General features: G+C 60.3%; 17 protein-coding genes and 1 pseudogene. 5 read left to right on the top strand and 13 right to left on the bottom strand.

Annotated features, from left to right (window positions below):
• Nucleotides 1-22: 22 nt before the first annotated feature.
• On the bottom strand, nucleotides 23-217 hold the full coding sequence (locus PVU19_RS01745; RefSeq protein ID WP_050662312.1) for a SlyX family protein: 195 nt from the start codon (nucleotides 215-217) through the stop codon (nucleotides 23-25).
• A 110-nt stretch (nucleotides 218-327) separates the two neighbouring features.
• On the opposite strand from PVU19_RS01745, the gene hisS reads away from it, so the two are divergent.
• Genes hisS through hisG form a run of 3 tightly spaced genes read left to right on the top strand, consistent with a single transcriptional unit; the run spans nucleotide 328 to nucleotide 3634 of the window.
• Entirely contained in the window at nucleotides 328-1857 is a 1530-nt protein-coding gene (hisS, locus tag PVU19_RS01740; RefSeq protein ID WP_050662313.1) for a histidine--tRNA ligase, read from the top strand.
• Nucleotides 1857-2942, top strand: a complete 1086-nt coding sequence (locus PVU19_RS01735; RefSeq protein ID WP_050662314.1) for an ATP phosphoribosyltransferase regulatory subunit — start codon at nucleotides 1857-1859, stop codon at nucleotides 2940-2942. The genes hisS and PVU19_RS01735 overlap by 1 nt, the downstream gene beginning before the upstream one ends.
• Complete coding sequence (gene hisG, locus PVU19_RS01730; RefSeq protein WP_050662315.1) at nucleotides 2939-3634, top strand: ATP phosphoribosyltransferase; 696 nt, start codon at nucleotides 2939-2941, stop codon at nucleotides 3632-3634. Before PVU19_RS01735 ends, hisG begins: the two co-directional genes overlap by 4 nt.
• A gap of 71 nt (nucleotides 3635-3705) precedes the next feature.
• Here the strand turns inward: hisG and PVU19_RS01725 are convergent, their stop codons facing one another.
• The 3 genes from PVU19_RS01725 to PVU19_RS01715 all read right to left on the bottom strand — a co-directional run bounded on the left by PVU19_RS01725 (nucleotide 3706) and on the right by PVU19_RS01715 (nucleotide 5528).
• Nucleotides 3706-4299, bottom strand: a complete 594-nt coding sequence (locus PVU19_RS01725) for an outer membrane protein (RefSeq protein ID WP_050662316.1) — start codon at nucleotides 4297-4299, stop codon at nucleotides 3706-3708.
• Nucleotides 4300-4601: 302 nt separating this feature from the next.
• Nucleotides 4602-4937 (bottom strand): hypothetical protein, encoded by a 336-nt coding sequence (locus tag PVU19_RS01720; protein WP_050662317.1) that lies wholly within the window; start codon nucleotides 4935-4937, stop codon nucleotides 4602-4604.
• Between the two features lie 141 nt (nucleotides 4938-5078).
• The gene (locus PVU19_RS01715; protein ID WP_050662318.1) at nucleotides 5079-5528 is read right to left on the bottom strand and encodes a DUF1489 family protein; all 450 of its coding nucleotides are present in this window, start codon (nucleotides 5526-5528) and stop codon (nucleotides 5079-5081) included.
• 101 nt (nucleotides 5529-5629) lie between these two features.
• Between PVU19_RS01715 and PVU19_RS01710 the strand changes: the two genes are divergently transcribed.
• On the top strand, nucleotides 5630-7897 hold the full coding sequence (locus tag PVU19_RS01710; RefSeq protein ID WP_050662319.1) for an adenosylcobalamin-dependent ribonucleoside-diphosphate reductase: 2268 nt from the start codon (nucleotides 5630-5632) through the stop codon (nucleotides 7895-7897).
• A gap of 599 nt (nucleotides 7898-8496) precedes the next feature.
• Here PVU19_RS01710 and PVU19_RS01705 read toward each other — a convergent pair.
• Nucleotides 8497-8850: a hypothetical protein gene (locus PVU19_RS01705; protein ID WP_050662320.1), complete on the bottom strand. Its 354-nt coding sequence runs from the start codon at nucleotides 8848-8850 to the stop codon at nucleotides 8497-8499.
• A gap of 283 nt (nucleotides 8851-9133) precedes the next feature.
• Nucleotides 9134-9475 (bottom strand): hypothetical protein, encoded by a 342-nt coding sequence (locus PVU19_RS01700; RefSeq protein ID WP_050662321.1) that lies wholly within the window; start codon nucleotides 9473-9475, stop codon nucleotides 9134-9136.
• A gap of 404 nt (nucleotides 9476-9879) precedes the next feature.
• Between PVU19_RS01700 and PVU19_RS19375 the strand changes: the two genes are divergently transcribed.
• Complete coding sequence (locus PVU19_RS19375) at nucleotides 9880-10515, top strand: DUF1643 domain-containing protein (RefSeq protein WP_082237515.1); 636 nt, start codon at nucleotides 9880-9882, stop codon at nucleotides 10513-10515.
• 116 nt (nucleotides 10516-10631) lie between these two features.
• Here PVU19_RS19375 and PVU19_RS01695 read toward each other — a convergent pair whose 3' ends face one another.
• The 7 genes and pseudogenes from PVU19_RS01695 to msrP all read right to left on the bottom strand — a co-directional run bounded on the left by PVU19_RS01695 (nucleotide 10632) and on the right by msrP (nucleotide 20172).
• Nucleotides 10632-14465 carry an nSTAND3 domain-containing NTPase gene (locus PVU19_RS01695; protein ID WP_050662322.1) on the bottom strand — a complete coding sequence of 1278 codons (3834 nt, stop codon included), beginning with the start codon at nucleotides 14463-14465 and terminating at the stop codon, nucleotides 10632-10634.
• 136 nt (nucleotides 14466-14601) lie between these two features.
• A pseudogene (locus PVU19_RS19340) lies at nucleotides 14602-14736 on the bottom strand (IS256 family transposase); the annotation flags it as partial.
• Between the two features lie 142 nt (nucleotides 14737-14878).
• Nucleotides 14879-15595 (bottom strand): M48 family metallopeptidase, encoded by a 717-nt coding sequence (locus PVU19_RS01690; protein WP_050662323.1) that lies wholly within the window; start codon nucleotides 15593-15595, stop codon nucleotides 14879-14881.
• The gene (locus PVU19_RS01685; protein WP_050662324.1) at nucleotides 15592-17895 is read right to left on the bottom strand and encodes a type I restriction endonuclease; all 2304 of its coding nucleotides are present in this window, start codon (nucleotides 17893-17895) and stop codon (nucleotides 15592-15594) included. The genes PVU19_RS01690 and PVU19_RS01685 overlap by 4 nt, the downstream gene beginning before the upstream one ends.
• The gene (locus tag PVU19_RS01680) at nucleotides 17892-18140 is read right to left on the bottom strand and encodes a hypothetical protein (protein WP_274789870.1); all 249 of its coding nucleotides are present in this window, start codon (nucleotides 18138-18140) and stop codon (nucleotides 17892-17894) included. Before PVU19_RS01680 ends, PVU19_RS01685 begins: the two co-directional genes overlap by 4 nt.
• A 524-nt stretch (nucleotides 18141-18664) precedes the next feature.
• Nucleotides 18665-19267 (bottom strand): protein-methionine-sulfoxide reductase heme-binding subunit MsrQ, encoded by a 603-nt coding sequence (msrQ, locus tag PVU19_RS01675; RefSeq protein ID WP_050663971.1) that lies wholly within the window; start codon nucleotides 19265-19267, stop codon nucleotides 18665-18667.
• Entirely contained in the window at nucleotides 19267-20172 is a 906-nt protein-coding gene (msrP, locus tag PVU19_RS01670) for a protein-methionine-sulfoxide reductase catalytic subunit MsrP (protein ID WP_050663972.1), read from the bottom strand. Before msrP ends, msrQ begins: the two co-directional genes overlap by 1 nt.
• Between the last annotated feature and the right edge of the window lie 52 nt (nucleotides 20173-20224).

Below are 20224 nucleotides of genomic sequence, written 5' to 3'. Positions count from 1 at the left end.
ACGGGTCTTCACAGGCCCCGTATCAGTAATGCGGCGGGCGCTCGTCGCCAAGGAACACGCTGCCCTCATTGTCCTCCCGCCGCGCCGCCTCGCGCTCCAGCAGCATCTGCACACGCCCGCGCAGCCAGTCGATCTCGCGGTCCTGCCGCGCGATGACATCCGACAGGTCATCGACGCTGCGCATGAGATGGGCGAGTTTCTCTTCCAGATCGGTCATGGCATCGCCTTACGCGCACGTGCGGGCGCGGTCAATCATGCGGCTTGCCTTGCCCCCGCGCAGCCCTTCGGCTAGACCGCGCCACGACAGCCGCCGCAAGGACGACACCCATGGCCAAGCCCAAGAAACAGCCCCGCCCCAAGGCCGAAACGCCGAAAGGGTTTCGCGATTATTTCGGCGCGGACGTGACCGAGCGCGCCGCGATGCTGAACGCCATCGCCGGGGTCTATCATCGCTATGGGTTCGACGCGCTGGAATCGAGTGCGGTGGAGACGGTCGAGGCGCTTGGCAAGTTTCTGCCCGACGTGGATCGCCCCAACGAGGGCGTCTTTGCCTGGCAGGACGAGGACGAGAAATGGCTGGCGCTGCGCTATGACCTGACGGCGCCGCTGGCCCGCGTCTATGCCCAGCACCGCAACGACCTGCCGACGCCGTATCGCCGCTACGCCATGGGGCCGGTCTGGCGCAACGAAAAGCCGGGGCCGGGTCGGTTTCGGCAGTTCTATCAATGCGATGCGGATACGGTGGGCACCGCGTCAATGGCCGCCGACGCCGAAATCTGCGCCATGCTCGCGGATGCGCTGGAAGAGGTCGGCATCCCTCGTGGTGACTACGTGGTGCGGGTGAACAATCGGAAAGTTCTGGAAGGCGTGTTGGATCGTATCGGACTAGCGAAAACCAAGATACAAGCCAATCCAAAGGATTTAGATGCAACTGTTTCAGATGCCTATGATGTGGCTATACGAAACGCCGTTATGCGCACCATCGACAAGTTCGACAAGGTGGGCGAAAGCGGGGTTCGAGAGCTACTGACAACTGGGCGTGAAGACGCCTCGGGGGCATTCATCGACGGGGTGGGTCTTTCCGATGCGCAGGCCGATCCGGTGCTTGTCTTTCTAACTTCCAAGGGAGAAAGTACTGCCGAAACGCTTGCCAACCTGCGCGCAGCGGTTGGGACGTCGGAAAGGGGCATTGAAGGCGTCAAAGAACTCGAAGAGATCACCACGCTGCTTGAAGCCCAAGGCTACGGCCCCGACCGCATCGTGATCGACCCCTCCGTCGTGCGCGGCCTCGGCTACTATACCGGCCCGGTCTTCGAGGCCGAACTGACCTTTGAAATCCTTGACGAAAAGGGCCGCCCGCGCCAGTTCGGCAGCGTCGCGGGCGGGGGGCGTTACGACGATCTCGTCGCGCGCTTCACCGGGCAGCAGGTGCCCGCCGTGGGTGTCTCCATCGGCGTCGACCGCCTCCTCGCCGCTCTGCGCGAAAAGGGCCGCATCGGGGGCGAGGCGCAAGGCCCCGTGGTCGTCACCGTAATGGATCGCGACCGCATGGCCGATTATCAGGCCATGGTCGGCGAGTTGCGCCAAGCAGGCATCCGGGCCGAGGTCTATCTCGGCAACCCCAAGAATTTCGGCAACCAGATGAAATACGCCGACCGGCGCAGCAGCCCGGTGGCGATCATCGAGGGCGGCGACGAAAAGGCGCGCGGCGTGGTGCAGATCAAGGACCTGATCCTTGGCGCGCAAATCGCCGAAAGCGCGACGCTGGAAGAGTGGAAGGAACGCCCCAGCCAATACGAGGTGCCGCGCGACCAACTGGTCGAAAAAGTCCGCGACATCCTGACGGGGCAAAGCTGATGCCGCACCGTGCCGCAATCCGCGCCGAGGCCGCGCGCCTGCGGGGCCTCTTCGAGGCGGCGGGGGCATTGCCCGTTGAAACCTCCGTTCTGCAACCCGCCGAAGTGCTCCTCGATCTTTATGGCGAGGATATCCGCGCCCGCGCCTACGTGACCTCGGACGCCCTGCGCGGCGAGCAGATGCTGCGCCCGGATTTCACCGTGCCGGTGGTGCAGATGCATATGGAGCACGGCGCGGAACCCGCGCGCTACACCTATTCCGGTGAGGTATTTCGCCGTCAGGAAGAGGATGCGGCCCGTGCCAATGAATACACGCAAGTGGGCTTCGAGATCTTCGAGCGCGTCGCGCCCGAATCGGCGGATGCCGAGGTGTTCTCGATGTTCTTCGATATCCTGCGCCCGCTCGGCCTGCGCGCCGCCACGGGCGATATCGGCATCCTGATGGCGGCGGTCGAGGGGCTGCGCACGACCGAGCGGCGCAAGGCGGCGCTCCGGCGGCATATCTGGCGGCCCCGCCGGTTTCGCGCGCTGATCGACCGGTTCTCGGGCAAATCCCCGGTGCCGGATCAGCGCGCGGCGCTTCTGACCGCAGCAGAGCCGATGGCCAGGGCCGAACCGATGATCGGGCTGCGCGGCCCGGATGAAATATCTAGCCGGATCAAGGCGCTGCGCGATGACGCCCAGACCGCCCCGATCTCGGCCACCGAGGTGGAACTGCTCGACGCGGTTCTGGCGGTGCGCGAGACGAGCGACAATGCACTGGAACGGCTGCGCGATATCGCCGTGGACCTGCCCGCGATTCAGGGCGCGGTGGACCGGCTGGCCAAACGACTGGAGGCGCTGACGGCGCGCGGTCTGGACATCACGAAACTGGATTTCGAGGCCAGCTACGGGCGCACGCAGATGGAATATTACGACGGCTTTGTCTTTGGGTTCTATGCGGAAAAACGCCCCGACCTGCCCCCCGTCGCGACCGGCGGGCGCTATGACGCGCTGACCCGGCAACTGGGGCAAGGCCGCGAGATTCCAGCCGTGGGCGGGGTCATCCGCCCCGGTCTGGTGCTGAGCCTTGGGGGTGCGACATGACCCTGAAACTCGGCGTGCCGTCCAAGGGGCGGCTGATGGAAAAAACCTTTGACTGGTTCGGCAAGCACGGCATCGAACTGGGCCGCGCCGGGTCCGAGCGTGAATATGCGGGCTTTGTCCAGGGCATCGACAACGTCGAACTTATCCTGCTGTCGGCCGGGGAAATCCCGCGCGAACTGGCCGCGGGGCGCATTCATCTGGGCGTGACCGGCACCGATCTGGTGCGCGAAAAACTTGGTCAATGGGAAAACAAGGTTGGCGAACTGGCCGAACTGGGCTTCGGGCAGGCCGATCTGGTGCTCGCGGTGCCACGCTGTTGGGTCGATGTCAGCCATCTCGACGACCTTGATGCCGCCGCCGCCGCGTTCCGGCTCAAGCACGGGTTTCGCTTGCGCATTGCCACGAAATATCACCGCCTCGTGCGCGATTTCCTGCGCGAGAACGGGGTCGCGGATTATCAGCTGGTCGACAGTCAGGGGGCGACCGAGGGCACCGTCAAGAACGAGACCGCCGAGGCCATCGCCGACATCACCTCGACCGGCGACACACTGCGTGCCAACCACCTGAAAATATTGGAAGACGGGATGATCCTGAAATCTCAGGCGACGCTCTTCAAATCACGCGTGGCCCCGATGGAGGATGCCGACCGGCACACGCTGCGGGCGCTCAAGAACCGCCTGCATCTCGACTGAGGCACGGCTAGCACCCGCCACGCAAAAGGGCGGCCCCGAAGGACCGCCCCCTTGTGCTCAATCCAGCCGGATCAGAAGCGGAAGGTCGCCCGCGCCTGAACCGTGGTCGCTTCGACGTCAGAGCCCGAACCGTTGAAGTCTTCGAACTCGTGATAGAGCACTTCACCACCGAGCGAGACTTGCTCAGTCACCATGTGCTCATACCCGGCACCGACGAAATACCCGTCATCGTCGCCAAGATTGTCGGTATCCGCCCAGGCATAGCCGCCGGTGGCATAGGCCAGACCGCGACCGATCTTGTAGCCGCCGCGCAGTTTGGCGCGGAACACTTCTTCGGCGGTTGCGACATTGCCGATATCGGCATCAAGGAAGTCATAGTCGAGGCCGGCACCGACGACGAACCCGTTCTGGAAGTCGTAGTCATAGCCACCGGTGAGACCACCGATCAGGCTGTCATCGTCATCGAACCCGTCGGCATCGACATTGGCCCAGCCAAGTTGACCACCACCGTAAAAGCCGGTCCAATTCGGCGAAAGTGGGGCCGCAGGGACGGGCGCCGGGGCCTCGATTACCGGCTCAGGGGCCGGTTCGGTCACGTTGCCTGCGAATGCGGGCGCTGCGAAAATCGCGGTCACTGTCGCGAGGGCTGTGGTTGTCTTCAGCATTGTTTTGTCCTTTCAGTGGTCTGTCACGCCCCGCAATCGCGTCACGATCCGGGGCACGGCGCGTGCCGTTGAGACGCATATCGGTCACCATACCACTGCCGACAAGGGCATGTGTCGCCCAGAATGGTCACGACCCTGTGAGTGGCAGGGATACGCTGAAATCTAACGAAAAATCGGCGGAAAACCGCAAAACCCTGTCTCTGACGCGCAACCATCGAGTGAATTCTGACGTCTTCCCCTTGAACCGAAAACAGCGGGCACGCTGGAGGACGCGCCCGCCGGTTGCGCCACCGTATGACCCGTCAGAAACGGTAGGCGGCACGGATCTGCACGGTGGTCGCCTCGATGTCGTTGCCACTGCCGTTGAAGCTGCCGAAGTCGTGATAGAGCACCTCGCCGCCGGTCGAAGTATCGACGCTGCCGAATCCTAGCTGCCCGCCGATATAGACGCCGGTCCAGTTGGCCGACCACCTCGGCGAGCGGGACTGCGTGGAGACAACCATGGACGCGCTCTGCGTCGCGCTGTCAAAGCTCAGATCCTGCGTGACGTCGAACCTCGGCGCGTCGGCCTCGGCGAGGGCCGGGGCCGCGAACAAGAGGGCGATAGCGACGCTGATGAAGGGGAGTTGGGGGCGCATGTCACTTGTCCTTTCGGGTCGTGGTCCGTCTGGAACAAGGATCAGCGCAGGGCGCATGCGGCGCAATGAACGATACGGTCGCGCAACGTCAATAGCGGGTGAGCGACGCGTGTGTCAGTTCGCGCCGGACTGGGGCAGCCTTCACAGCACCCCGATATCCGCCAGTGCCGCCGAGAGTTCCGGCGGCAGGCTGTCATCGCCCGCACGTGCAGGGCCGATATCCGCAGGCGCATCCGTCCCCGGCAGATAGCGCCAGCCCTGAAACGGGCGCCTCGTGGCCGTCGTGGTACGTATAAGCACCGGGTCGAGCACGATGGCGCAGCGGCGGATACCGTCGCCGCCCGTCACCTCGTCAAGCCGCAGGATTCGCTGACGGCATTGCACAAGCCCCTGAATGACCCAGTAGATCGACCCGCCGTCGAGCAGTTCCGTCTCGCGCTTTGGCCACATCCGGGTGACATGACAGGGATGGCCGTCCGGGGACTTGGCACGCGGGTTTTTATGCCATTCCATCAGCCCTTCGACCGATTTGGTGCCGACGCTGAGTTTGATGAGATGCAGAGCCACGCGCGAATCCTTTGGTTTCTCCATATATCGTAGCGGTCTCACCGGGCAGGGCAAGAGATGGTGGAAATCTCAAGGCGAGAGGGCTATTGTATCTCTCTGCCTCTGACGCAAGGGAATCGCCGCTCATGACCCGTTTTGCCGCCCCCATCGCGGAACAGATCTGGACTATGAAATACCGCTACATCACCGACGACGGCGGCGATGCCAGCGTCGAGGACACATGGCGGCGCATCGCACGCTCGCTGGCCGAGGTCGAGGCCGAACCGGACATCTGGGAAGATCGGTTCTACGACGCCCTCGAGGATTTCAAGTTCCTGCCCGCGGGCCGGATCACGGCAGGCGCGGGCACCGGGCGCAAGGTCACGCTGTTCAACTGCTTCGTCATGGGCACCATTCCCGACGACATGGGCGGCATCTTCGACAATCTGCGCGAGGCCGCGCTGACCATGCAGCAGGGCGGCGGCATCGGCTATGATTTCTCGACGATCCGGCCCAAGGGCGCGGTGGTTAAGGGCGTGTCGGCGGATGCCAGCGGGCCGCTCAGCTTCATGGATGTGTGGGACGCGATGTGCCGCACGATCATGTCCGCCGGATCGCGGCGCGGCGCGATGATGGCCACCATGCGCTGCGACCACCCAGATATCGAGGAGTTCATCGCCGCCAAGTCCGACGCCGCCCGGCTGCGCATGTTCAACCTCAGCGTTCTGGTCACCGACGCCTTCATGGAGGCGGTCAAGGCCGATGGCCCGTGGGAGCTGCAATTCGACGGTCGGGTCTATCACACCGTGCAGGCGCGGGACCTGTGGAACCGGATCATGCAGGCCACCTATGATTATGCCGAGCCGGGGGTGATCTTCATCGACCGGATCAATCAGGCCAATAATCTGGCCTATTGCGAGACGATCGCGGCAACAAATCCCTGCGGCGAACAACCCCTGCCACCCTATGGCGCCTGCCTGCTTGGCTCGATCAACCTGGCGCGACTAGTGCGCGATCCGTTCGGGGATGGCGCGTCGGTCGACGAAGACGAACTCGCCCGCCTCGTCGGGCTGGCCGTGCGGATGATGGACAACGTCGTGGATGCGTCGAACTTTCCGCTCGAGGCGCAGGCGCGCGAAGCACAGGCCAAGCGGCGCATCGGGCTGGGGGTCACCGGGCTCGCCGACGCGCTTCTGATGTGCGGTTTGCGCTACGGGGCCGAGGATGCCGTGGCACAGACCGAAAGCTGGCTGCGCGCGATTGCCCGGGCCGCCTATCTGGCAAGCACAGAACTGGCGAAGGAAAAGGGCGCTTTCCCGCTCTTTGACCGCGATGCGTTTCTGGCCTCGGGTACGATGCAGGCGATGGACGAGGACGTGCGCGCGGCGGTGGCCGAACACGGCATCCGCAACGCTTTGCTGACCTCGATCGCCCCCACCGGCACGATCAGCCTCTATGCCGGCAATGTCAGCAGCGGGATCGAGCCGGTCTTTGCCTATTCCTACACCCGCAAGGTCCTGCAAAAGGACGGCTCGCGCAGCGAGGAAGAGGTGGTCGATTACGCCGTGCAGATGTGGCGTGACCGGATGGGCGACGCCCCGCTGCCCGATCATTTCGTGAACGCGCAGACCCTCGCCCCCGAGGATCACGTGGCGATGCAGGCGGCGGCGCAGAAATGGGTCGACAGCAGCATCTCGAAAACCATCAACGTCCCCGAGGATATCGGTTTCGAGGCGTTCAAGGATGTCTACATGCAGGCCTATGAGACCGGCTGCAAGGGCTGCACCACCTACCGGCCCAATGACGTGACCGGCAGCGTGCTGAGCGTGAGCGAGAGCGCCGACAAGGTGCCCGGCGAGGGCGCGATGCCCACCGAGGGCGGCGAGGTGATCTACATGTCCGACCCGCTCGACCGGCCCACCGAACTCGAAGGCGCGACCTACAAGCTCAAGTGGCCCGACAGCAACCACGCGATCTACGTGACGGTGAACGATATCGTGTTGAACGGGCACCGGCGGCCTTTCGAGGTGTTCATCAACTCCAAGAACATGGAGCATTACGCCTGGACCGTGGCGCTGACGCGGATGATCTCGGCGGTGTTCCGGCGCGGGGGCGATGTCTCATTTGTGGTCGAGGAGCTGAAGGCGGTGTTCGACCCGCGCGGCGGCGCATGGATGAACGGCAAATACATCCCCTCGATCCTCGCCGCCATCGGCGGGGTGCTGGAACGGCACATGGTGCAGATCGGCTTTCTCGCGGGCGAGGGCCTCGGCCTCAAATCCGACCCCACGGCACAGGTAACGAACCTCGCCCCGCCCAAGGGCCCCGCCTGCCCCGCCTGCGGCAGCTACGACCTGCGCATGATCGAAGGCTGCAGGACCTGCGCAAGCTGCGGCCACAGCAAATGCGCGTAAGGGGTGATCTGCCACGTATTGAAATTGAAAGGACTATTTGTCCTTTTTGGATGGTTTTTTGGCCATTCTGATAAGCACAACGTGACCACCGAGACCACAAGCTTGGTCTCGTCTGTTCTTCGAAATAGACGACCATTTCACCCATTCAGCGGGAGCATTGAGTGGACCCGTGGTCTGCCCTGGGCACTGCGGGCTTTGACTTGCCGTTCAGGGCCGCCAGCGGATATCAGAGCGTAATCCCGCCCGTGAAATAGAAGTGGCAAGCTGAATGTCCTGGACGTTCTCCGTTATCGTTTGACTCCTCGTGGTGGCAGTTCGACTCTTGCTGAGTACATAGGTTCGCATTCACAGCGCGAAAAACGCTGTCGGCGCATTTCTTTCGACTTTCCGGACAGGAATGGGCTGTTAGGACTTGTCCGAAGGCGATCAATCCCGCCCATACGATGCCGCTCTGACAAGATCGCGACATCAGGTTTGTGCGATGCCGAAACGATCGCGTCTTTGTGCGCGCGAACTCCACAGCCGCCTCGGCGTTGATGATCGCACGAAAAAAGCCGCGGTCCGGGAGACCGCGGCTTGTACGAGGATATCGTAGAGATTTACCGGAAGGCGACCAGCAAGTCGCTGATTCGCGCTCCGTACCACCGGACAGATGTGTCCACGCAGTAGCCTTTTCTGACGCTCAGGGCGTCATTGGCGTGGGTCGAGCGCGCCGCGAGCGCTGCGCGAATTGACCTCAGTGACCGCCGAATGCGGCGAACATCCGGAAGATCGGATCCGGATTGCCCGTGCAGATCGCAGAGCGCGTCGAAGGCAGTCTCCTCGGCCAGAAGCCCGAGGAGATCGCAAAGCCCGGCACCGTGACGGCGCAGGAAGTCGAGTGCGTCGAGCGCGGCCTCGATGGTCTTCGTGGTCCCGTCATTGTCCGTGACGGGGGCTGAAGTGGTGAGCATGTTTGCACTCCCGACATCCAGCCCGTGGCGTGTGCCACGCGTTTCCTGCTGGTGTCAGATCGGCCTATGTCGGGGCGTGCGGCAGGTTGGTGTCGCGGCTCGGATGATCTCCTCGGTGGTTGATGTCTCGGGGTTCGGCGCTGGTAATCTGGACGTTGGCTCTTTCAGGCTAAGCAGAAGCAGAAATCTGTGGTCTATCGGTTTTTTTAGGAAAGAGGCCACATACTTGCCGTTGGCTTATGGCGCGCCCGGCGTTCTTAATATGCCGGGCGCGCAAGATCGCTCAGCCTGCGGTGGCTTCTGCCGCCCGGGCCGCACGCAAGCCGTCGAGCAACTGACAGATTTCCTCGACGGCCGGATCGAGCGGATCGATCTTGCTGAATTGCGCGGCCTCGACCCGGTCGAAATCGTGGACATGGCGCAGGGCCAACAGGTCCTCCAGCGCGTCGAGTTCCCGGTTCAGTCGGCGTGTCAATGGCGGAGCGAGGGAGAAGTCCTCGATCAGACGCTGGGCGCGCTTCAGGGCTGCTTGCCCGCCGAGCAGACGGGCGGCACAGGCCAGTGCGGCGCAGTTGGCAACGATGAATCCCGCGCAGGGCGAGGGGCTGGCGATATCTTTCGGCATTCCAGATGGTCCTTCTCATCAGGGCCGGCCTCCTGTGGACCGGCGTCAGAACGCCGCCGCGATGCCTATGTACGCTGCGTCGAAGATGAGATTGGCCAGTTTTCCAAAAGACGAAGGGAAAAGTCGTGCCTCGCAGATTCCCAGCACGACATCATAGAGCATGGCGGATACGGTATCCGGGCACTTGGGAGATGGACGAAAACGACCATCCCTCATTTACACCAGACGGAGAGGCTGAAGTGCTGTTTTTTCGAAATGTGGATCGGTCTACTTTACCAGAAGATAGCAGATTGGCATGAGGCTCAGGACTAAGCCCCGACATTATGGATGTGCCATTGATTGTTGTTTTTCAAACTGAACACACTTAGCTTTCATCCCACTCCGGAACTCGAGCTCGGCCAGTTATGCTGCAATGCAGCTTAATGAAGGTGAACCTTGGCCGATCCACCGCCATCTGCAAAGATCATCCGTTGGGAATGGTCGCTAAACTTTGGGTGATTGATTTGCTGAGCGGGACTGTTGAGATTGATCGTGCGCTTGGCAGAAACTGGGAACTCAAACCAGGAGTTCGAGGTTCTGCAGTTTTCTCGGAATGTGGAAATTACCGGCCATACCTGAGTCGACGCTGGGACGAAGGCAATATGGTCATGTGGTTATGTATGAACCCGTCTTCTGCGACCAATCTTGTTGACGATGCAACTTCTAAGAAGCTCACGCGACATTCACGGAGGTTGGGCTATGGAGGCATGTTCTTGCTAAATGTCATGGATTACCGCGAGACAGACCCTCTGCAAATACCTGCGGATGCCGAATGTTCAGATAGAAATCTTGGCTATATCATAAGATGTGCCGCGCTATCTCATACGGTGGTCTTGGCCTATGGAGGTCTTATGGGCCGACGAAGATGGCGTAATATTGCAGCAGCTGCCGTGGAGGCCTGCGGTGACATCCAACTGCGTTGCGTGCTTCGGAACGCAAATGGGTCTCCGCGGCATCCTCGTGGATTTCCATCGCAATTTCAGCTTCAAGATTTCGGGTAAGGAATATTGTTTTAGAGCCGCCCAAAGGTGCTTCTCACACCTCAGCCGTCCACTGCTTCGCTGCACTGCCGAAGCCGTCAGACTACGGCACCAGTTTGATGCGTGTGAACATCGATCTAAGGGCAAATCCAACCGGTAAGCGGCGGATCAGGCTGGTCAATTTTATCCTTGAGTGCCTCGCGCTCAGTGATAATTGCAGCACGCCTATCTCTCAGTAATTCTACGAGCTCGGCTGCATCAACTTCCGCCCTTTCCAATTGCTGGATGAGGCGGTCGCAGGTTCCGAACAGCATCGGAGGGCGCTCACGGACGAGCGCAGTGAAAACTTTGGTGGCTTGTTCTCTTCGTTCGTTGGCGTCGACACTATCGAACTGCGCGAAGACACGCTCAGCCGTCAAAATTAGCGTGAAATCCTGGCTCAACTTTTCCGCCATGTTTCTCAGATCTTTCTTTTCGGTCATCCAAAGTTTGAGATCCGAGACATCGTCGAGGATCGCGGGCGACGTCTGAGCCATACGGCCGAGCCAACGATCGAGCTCGTCTGTGTCAGATGCGAGTTCCAGCAGCGCAGCCCAAGCTTCTGGCATAAAATTCCCGGTACAACGCACTTTCAGACGCAACAAGATGTCCAAAACGTGCTCGGCGCTGGTGGCTCCGATGTCCGAAATAATGCGGGCCAACCGCTTTCCGTCACCATTGTATGCGACGTGCTCCCAAGCGAGTTCGAAAAGTGCGTGATCTGGCCGGCGTGCGATGAGCTCAACCACCGGCTCCCAGACTTCTTCGCCGCTGTGATGGGTGCCAAGCCACCAGAGGGGTTGAGGTTCACCACAGTAAACCATAACCACGGCTTCAAGAAGGTCCGACGGCATTGCATCAACCAACCGCTCCGGTGGCTGCGAAAGTTCGAGATCTCCCGGCAAAAGCTTACTGGCGATCGCTTCTGGGACTTCTGTTCGCGTAAGGGCGACCGCCTGAAGCCACCTATCATCCTCACAGCCGCTCGTGAGACGCTTGACGAGGGCTGCTCGCTCATCGGCGCGAAGCAGCGGCCAGTGGTCAATCAGATCTGCTGTGAAAGTGACTTTTGCGCCCGTGCCTGCAAAACCGAGAAGACGTTTAACACGGTCTTTCCGAAGCGCAGGCTCCGCTTCCGTCGCGCTTAGAAGGATGTCGGTCACCCCAAGGGAAGAGTCGCTTGGCAGGCGACCTGCGCGTTCGTTTCGCTCCAGCCAGTCGATCCAGCCATCGCAAAGGCCAACTACCGATGAGGCCGACAGAGCATCGACCGCGCTGCTCGCAACGGAAAATAGTCTCCCGTCGTTGAATACGGCGTTCTCTGGCAGCGTTTCCATGACGACCGGCATGAGCCGCTCGAATATGGGCCACGGCGGTAGTTCGCCGGTGTACTCTACTCGATTGAAAAGCACGAGGCGGTCAAGCATTGCGGCCGCGCCGGCCAAGGTTTTTGCGAGATTGACCAATCCATTGAGGAGTCGTTCTTGTCGATCAGGCATGCTGGATGTCCAGCATTGTATGGCGCCTTTAAGAGCTGCAAGGGCGCAACTCGGATGATCTTCCGCGAAGATTCGATCCAGAAGATCGTCGTCGCCCTGCCGTGGTTGCCTCAACCAGATCTCTATCGTCTCAGCCCGCAACGCCGCTTCATCAAAGCTAATCAGGCGACCGGCCATCGTGAGCGTCATGGTATCGCCGGCGGTGGCAAAGTAGCAAAGCACATTGGACGCATGCTCAGGTTTTACGATGCCTTCAGGGGCGTCAAGCAAGGCCAATTCCTTTAAGACTTCTTCCCGTGATATGGACCGAAAGGCCCGATCAAAATAGTCAGTTCCCGATTGCGTTCCGTAGGGGAGATGGGCCTCTCCGTTACTCCATTCGAGGTCCGTCAAGGTGATTGATGCAACAGAACGGATCCAGATCGGCAGTTCTTTCTGAAGTTTGGCAGGAAGCTCGGGCAATCGTTTCAAAAGGAACCGAAAACAAAGATCGCGGGTCGCGGGGAAAAACGACTTCAATCCTTCAATGGCCTCCTGAACCAACTTGCCTCGGGCCGAACTATCGGGATTGAGCCGATCAAAGATCCAATCAAGGTTGCGCGCCGTCGCGCGAGATGTCTGCGGCGATAGGCAGAAGAGTCCTCGACGAATGCCGTCTAAGATGACTTGGGCTCCGTGATAGGTGGTTTCTGCGAGAAGTGTCTCAGCTGCGGAACGGTAGAATGGATGGCTAAAGCCGACGTTTTGAATCCCGTCAATTTCAATAAGCCGCCGTCGTTCAAGCATGTCGAGGCCGTCCCTGTCGGCAGCAGCGAGTTCGGGGGGGGCGTCATACGCGGGAGCATCGCCTTTGGAAATAGATGGGCCGCCGATCGTCAAAACCGAGCCATTTAGATTTCGCTTGCTGGGGAGTCCCGTTCCCCCGTCACCTCGGACAAAGGCAAGGTCTATGAGGCCGATCGGCTCGCGCGGGGCGGTCGTTACAGACAGGCTGACAGTGAGTTCTTCCAGCCCATCTGCCGCTAACGTCTGACCGAGCTGAGCGGCGTCTTCTCGGGCAAGGCGCAAGACGTCGGCAATCGTAGCCGAAACGCCCAAGCGATGAGTGTTTGCAGCAAGGTACTCAATGCAGCCGGGTTCCAGTTGCAAATCACCATTCATAAGTGCGTCGCTCACGCGCTCGCGCAGCGTGGCCTCAACGGCACAGGTAGATGCAAGCGATTGCCACAAGCCGGTCAGGAAATCGGGATCAAATCGCTCCATGTCTCGCCAACGGCGATGTGCGGTCACGATTTGGTCCAGCGATTTCATCCGACTGGTTGCCAGCAACGGCTCGAGCCCCTGCACGACAAGGAGTTTCCTTTGCGCGGTGGTGCGAAGGATCAAATTGGTGAGGCGCGACAAGGAATTTGTCGCATGAGTTGAAATATGCGCTCCTCCGAGAGGATCGTCGAGAAGAGCGAACCGCAACGACGTCCCCGGTTCGAGTAGATAACGCTCAGCTGCCTCTACCTCGGAAAATTCCCGCACGTCGTAGCCATGCTGCATGAACTCTGACGCAATCCAGCGTGCCGCGTATGTCTTCCCAACTCGGGGTGTTCCCGAAAGCAAAAGCATGTTGTCGCGCGAAATCGCATCTACAAGCTCGGCTTCGTCACCTCGAGCGATATAGTTGGCCGGGCGTATCGGCGGAGGTGACGCTCTCTCAAGAACTTCTTTCAGAATTGCGAAAGCATCGGTTCTATCGTTTTTGGCTTGGACGACGGCCGAGCGGAGTTCAAGTAGTACTTGCCGCGTGCGATCGCTGGGAATTCCATGCTCTCGTTGCAAAAGTTCTTCGCAACGCGCTTGAAGCTCGATGTCGTCGACTTGGTCAAGGATGACGAAGCGGCTGAGCGCCTTGCGGACATCTTTCGAATCGAGTGAGGCTGCGAGGTCGGCATTGTGCTTTTGTCGTTTGTTCTTCAGCGGGCTATCTTCTTTGCCGACGACATCAGCATTGGAGATTGCTTCAATGAGGGCCTGAGCATGCTTCGCCTTGATGAGAGAAGAAGCATGAATCTCCCCCCGCCAGAACTTCCTTCCCAAATAGATCGAACTCGCGTCGTTTGCACGACCACTCATTACGAGTAGAACGAACCGGTTGGGATCAGATGTCAGACGTTCGAAGAGAGTGGGCCCAGCCTTGAGCGGCGGAGCGTGTACGAGGCAAGCTGCGACATTAGGAAGCGTGATTGCGCTTTCTGCGCCCTTTACCTGTATGTCACACCGAACAGTCTGCTCTCCATCTGTGTAGGTGAGCTCAGCATCTTCTCCACCATCAGGTTCAACATAGAATTCGACGCTTGATTTCTCAAAGAACCTCAGCATCATTTCGATGCAGACGAGATCTTGGAAAGCAAATTTTTGAGGGGCGGTGATTGCAATACTCATGGCAATGCAACTCTTACCCCATCCGACCTCGCTGACGAAAGCCTGATGTCGAAGTGGTTAGCCAATTCTTCAGATCGTGTCACACCGCATGGCTTAGCTCTTGGCGAGCCGGATGGAGCTCGGCGGGCCGAGTTCATCAGTCTGTTTGTGCGGCAAGCAGGCTGACGATAGGACGGTCGCAGACCGGCGCGAGCATTTCCACTGTCGTGTATCAGGAGCGCTTTAGCGCCCACTCCTCGGTCTGCTCCATCAGAATTGCGCCGACCAAACGTCAGGTGGGATCTTGATCCGATCTTGGGTCAGCAGTCACACGACCTTTCGGACTGGTTTAAGTTGGGCCTCGAAGGCGCTCGGCGTCAACCGAACAGAATCACAACCTGCTGAACTCACCCAAATCTTTTCCAAACAGGCTCTTAGGCCATGGCTCGTTCGAGCCTTTGCTTCCGACGCTCCCAATCGGGCATCACCTTGTCGAGAAGTTCGAAGAACGCCGCTCCGTGATGAGGCTCGGCCATATGGCAGAGCTCGTGGGTAATCACGTAGTCGATGGCATCGAACGGAGCCTGTACCAGACGCCGATTGAGCAGTAAGCGTCCGGCCGGCGACATGGACCCCCATCTCTGCCGGGTCTGGCGCACGATGAGACCTTTCGGCCGGAATTCCTTGGGATTTGGGAAGTGGCCGAGACAGAACTCGATCCGCTCGGGGAACTTGATATGGGCTCGATCCCGATACCATGCCTCGAGCAATTCCTGCGTCATTTGCGGCTTGGTCGGACGGTGAGTCTGCACGACGATGAAACCTCGGATCAGCTTCACGCTTTCTTGGACATGCGGGACGACCTTTAGCCGGTACTGACGCCCAAGGTAGAGATGCGTTTCTCCGGCGACGAACCTGCGCTCCGGCGTCCGCGGCAGGAACTGGGAGAAGTACCGTTGCTGTCTTGTAACCCATGCTGCCCGCTTCCGCAGCCTGGCTTCTATGGCGTCGAGCGTCGCGTCCGCTGGGGCCGCGATCACCACCGACGCGTCCGGCTCGACGGCGATCTCCAGTGTCTTCCTCGAGCGGCGAACGATCTCGTACCGGATCTCCTGCTCGCCGTACTGCAGGCAGTGCAACTCCCGCGTCATGCCGCGAACCGGGCCCGAGCAAGATCCATGATCTTCAGTTCGAGATCGTCGAGCACCTCCATGGGTAGGTCGATGCCCTGCTCGTCGCGCAGAACGTCGAAGAAGTAGTCGTCTATGGCGTTGCGCAGATTGTTCTGGGCCACTTCGTTCGACCAGATATCGACGATCAGTTGCGACTTGATAATGTCGATAATCTCCAGGGTGATGGATGCGGCTTCGGCGCAGGACACCGGCTCATCTTTCGTGGTTTTGAGTTGACCGTCGAGGACGCCGAAGAACGCCTGCGCATCCTCGTCGCCCCGGATGCTTTCCGGAACATCCCGGCCCCGATCCTTGCGTGCAACCTTGCTCGCGAGGTCCATGACGCTGTTCAGGTACTCGCGCTCGGACAGCCGCTTCTCGCGATAGGCGCGGATGGTCTCTTCGAGCAACTCGGAGAACTGCTTGTAGAACGCCGGGTCCTCGTCCATCTTCTCGGTGATTGCCCGCCGGGTCGCGCTGGCGATGCGATCGGCCCTCGAGGCCTGGGAGACCCCTGCCTCCTCGACGACAGCCTTCAGCGCTTCGGGATCGTTGATGTTGACCACCTCGATGATGGTCTCCGCCGGCATCGCCACGACGTGGTTATCGAGCAACTTCTGGATCTTCGGCTCGAACTCGCGGACATCGACCGTCTCCTGGTAGCGGAGCTGGACCGAGCGCTTGAGTTCTGAGAACTGCTTCCAGTCCCGCTTCAGGGTATCGACCTTGGCTTCGTCGAAGACATCAAACAGCTTGTCGGACGAGAGAGAGATGTGCAGGCACCGGCTGAATGCCTTGAGACGCGAGTAGAACTCGTGGCGCAGCGCCTCGTCAGCCAGGTGTTGCTCGAACTGCTCCATGTCCTTCTTGTTCCGGACCGGCTTGAAGAGATCCCAGAGCTGATCGTGCAATTGGGGCAGCTTGCGGATCTCCTCGCGGACGTCATGCACCGTCTCGTCTACAAGCACGAAGATGTCCGGATCGTCGTCCGATAGCTTGCTGTTCTTCAGCGCTGTGTCGAACTTGTTGATTATCGTGGTGACGAGGGGAGCCTTGTTTTGGACGAGCTCCAGAAGGTGAGCGCCGCTCGTCGCGCGGACCGGCTCAAGGTCGCAGGACTTGAAGGTCTCTTTGATCTGCTTGTCGAGATCATCGCGGTCTGTGACGATGATGATCCGCGGGTTGCCAATACTGCGTTCGAGGGCGAGCGAGCGCCCCAGCATCACCATCGTCAGCGACTTGCCCGAGCCCTGCGTGTGCCAGATCACGCCGCCCTTACGAGCGCCGCTGACATCATGCTGCTTGACCGTCTCGACTGCGCGCCGGATTCCGAAGAACTGCTGATGGCGCGCGACTTTGCGGACGCCGCCATCGAACACGGTGAAGCGTCGGATGAGATCGAGCAGCCGCTCGGGGCGGCACAGCGCGTACACTGTCCGGTCCTGAACCGTGATCGCGCGCTCGCCCTCGGCAGCCATCGCATCGAAGTACGCACGCGCGCCGACGAAGTCACCAGAGAAGATGGCATCCTTCTCCGGAGCTGTGAGCACGTGGTTTGCGAAGGGCGTGATGGCCTCGTCGGTGTCTTCCTCGTCGCGCCAAGTCTGCCAGAACTTCCGCGGTGTCCCGACGGTCGCGTAGCGCGCCTCGTTGCGGTTCATGCCGATCAGCAGCTGGGCGAAGTGGAAGAGCTGCGGGATGTTGTCCTCGTTCTGGTACCCGATCAGCTGGCTGTCCGCTTTCTTCAGGCTCTCAGTCGGCCGCTTGTTCTCGACTACAAGGATCGGAATGCCGTTCACGAAGGCGACGATGTCGCACCGCTTGGTCTGGCTCGAAGCGGTTCTCTCGACCGAAAACTCTGCAGTAACGTGAAAAACGTTGTTATCCGGCTGCTCCCAATCGATATAGCGGAACGAGTAGCTCTTTGAGTCGCCGTCGATGGACTTCGTGATCGTCGTGCCGAGGACGAGCGTGTCGTAGATGTCTTGGTTGGTACCCCGGAGCCCCTTCAGACGATCAGGTGTGGGCTTGAGCCGCCGGATCGCCTCGTGCGCGTCCTCGAGGTCGAAGCCGTACTCTCGGCCGCGATGCGTGTAGCGGTTGATGCGCATCAGCTGCTCGGCAAGCACATCGTCCAGCACGACGTTCCGGAGGCGCCCGCCGCGCAGGCGCAGGGCTCCCTCCTGTGAGAGCGGGGTGAACCCGAGCGCCACCAACAGCTGCAGCGCCGGGACCTGGGACTGATGCTTCTCAGCCGCAATGAATCCATCGTGGCTCATGCAGCCTCGTCGTCTTCAATTACCGCACCGTCCTCTTGATCGCCAGCGGCCGCCTTCGTGGGCTTGACGCCTACGGCAGCAGGTTTCTTGATCCACGTAAATGCTGCTTGGTAACCCAATGCACTCAGATCACGTACGGCTTGACGAAGCGTGACCAGGCTGAAAAAAGGCAGCTTGGGTAAGGAAACGACCGCATTGAAAGTCATCTGTCTGATGTACATCGTTTCCAAAGAAACGAAGTCCATACAAGACAGTGAAGCTGACACTACATCATCGAACCGAAGTCCTAGTAGCGTTGATATACAGACGTTGATCCATCGACTGAACCAAACCGCCCACATATCTCTTCAGATACCAATTTTTCAAAGAGCGTCGAAGCAAAACCAACCGGAAGCGCCAAACTACCTAGCGCAACCCGCCAATCATACCTCAGATATTTTCTACCGCCTCACAATCCAGAGCATCTGCCCCGTCCCGTTCCGCGTCCCAACAACACCTCAGCGCCGCCGGTGAAGGGGCTTTTACGGTTAGCTCACCAAACCCGCAACCCCCTTTTTCGCCTTTTGTCATGTTTTTTTCAAAGAAGCGGATTTTGCCGTGAATTTAATAGGTTAAGGAAAATTAACGTCGATTTCAGAGCGGCGTGCGCAACTTTATTTCGATGTCAATTTCGCGCCATTTCTACATATGGGGTTATCCACAGAGTTACCCCCAACAGAGCGTGATTTGCCCCGAAGACCCGGCCGGATTTCGGGCTCTACGGGCCGACTCACGCGCGCTGCACTCGCCGGCTTGCGCGCCACCGCAGCGCCAGCAGCCCCAGAATCGCCGCCAGGTAAATCAATGGCTCGATCTGAAACCCCTTGCTCAGCCAGATGAAATGCACAGCACCCAGCACCGCCACCCCATAGGTCAGCTTATGCAACCTCCGCCAGCGCCGCCCGAGGCGGCGCAGCGACCAGTCATTCGAAGTCGCAGCGAGGGGAACCATCAACAGGAACGCGGTGAACCCCACCGTCACATAGGGCCGCTTGACGATATCCGCCCAGATCTGCGCCAGGATCTGCACGTCGAGGACCAGCCAGACCAGCAGGTGCAGCCCCACATAGGTAAAGGCCAGCAGTCCGACCGCCCGGCGAAACCGGATCAGGTTGATCCCGAGAAACCGCCGCAGCGGCGTGATGCAGAGGCCCAGCACCAGAAGCTGCAACGCCACTTCGCCCAACTCCCGCTCCAGCGCCTTGATCGGTTCCGCCCCAAGGCCCCCTGTCAGCCCGAGCCAGAACGTCCAGACCGCGGGCACCAACAGGATCAGCCACACCGACCAGACCGGCACGCGCCGCGCCGCCACATTGATCCGGTCGACCACCATCAGAACTTCTGGGTCAGGTCCATGCCCTCATAGAGCGCCGCCACCTCGTCGCCGTAGCCATTGAACATCTGCGTCGGAATGCGCGGCGAGAAAAGCCCGCCGCCGATGCGCCGCTCGGTGGCCTGTGACCAGCGCGGATGGTCGACCTCGGGGTTTACGTTGGAATAGAACCCGTATTCGCGGGCATTGGCCTTGTTCCAGCTGGTCGGCGGCTCTTTGTCGGTCAGGGTGATCCGCACCACCGACTTGATCGACTTGAACCCGTATTTCCACGGCACGATCAGGCGCAGCGGCGCACCGTTTTGGTTGGGGATGTCGCGGCCATAGATGCCCGTGGCCATGATCGTCAGCGGGTGCATCGCCTCATCGAGCCGCAGCCCCTCGACATAGGGCCAGTCCAGAACAGGATAGCGCACACCGGGCATCTCATCGGGGCGCAGCACGGTCTCGAAAGCCACGTATTTGGCACCTGATTGCACGCCGGCGAGGTTCAAGAGATCCGCCAGTTCAAACCCGTTCCACGGCACCACCATCGACCACGCCTCGACACAGCGGAACCGGTAGAGCCGTTCCTCGACGGACATCTTCGCCATGATCTCGTCAAAGGCATAATCGCCGGGCTTGTCCACCATCCCGTCGATGCGCACGCTCCATGGCTCGATGGTCAGCGCATCGGCATAGCGGGCCGGGTCGCCCTTGTCGGTGCCGAACTCGTAGTAGTTGTTGTAGCTGGTGATATCCTCCCAGCTGTTGGGCTCCAGCGCATCGTCCTGCGCCTGCGCGGCCCCGGCACCGCCAATGAGGCCAAGGCCCGCCGCCCCCGCGATCATCTGCCGTCGGTTGAGATAGACGCCCTCGGGGGTCACGTCACGCTCGCGCAGCGTATTTGTCCAGCGATTGGCCATGTCATCCTCCTGATCGGTTTCCCCTCATATAGAGAGAGACACGCGTCATGCC

Source organism: Roseovarius tolerans (genome assembly GCF_028885395.1).
Lineage (GTDB): Bacteria > Pseudomonadota > Alphaproteobacteria > Rhodobacterales > Rhodobacteraceae > Roseovarius > Roseovarius tolerans.
Note: the sequence above shows the minus strand (reverse complement) of the source record. Positions and strands in the feature narration are given on the sequence as shown.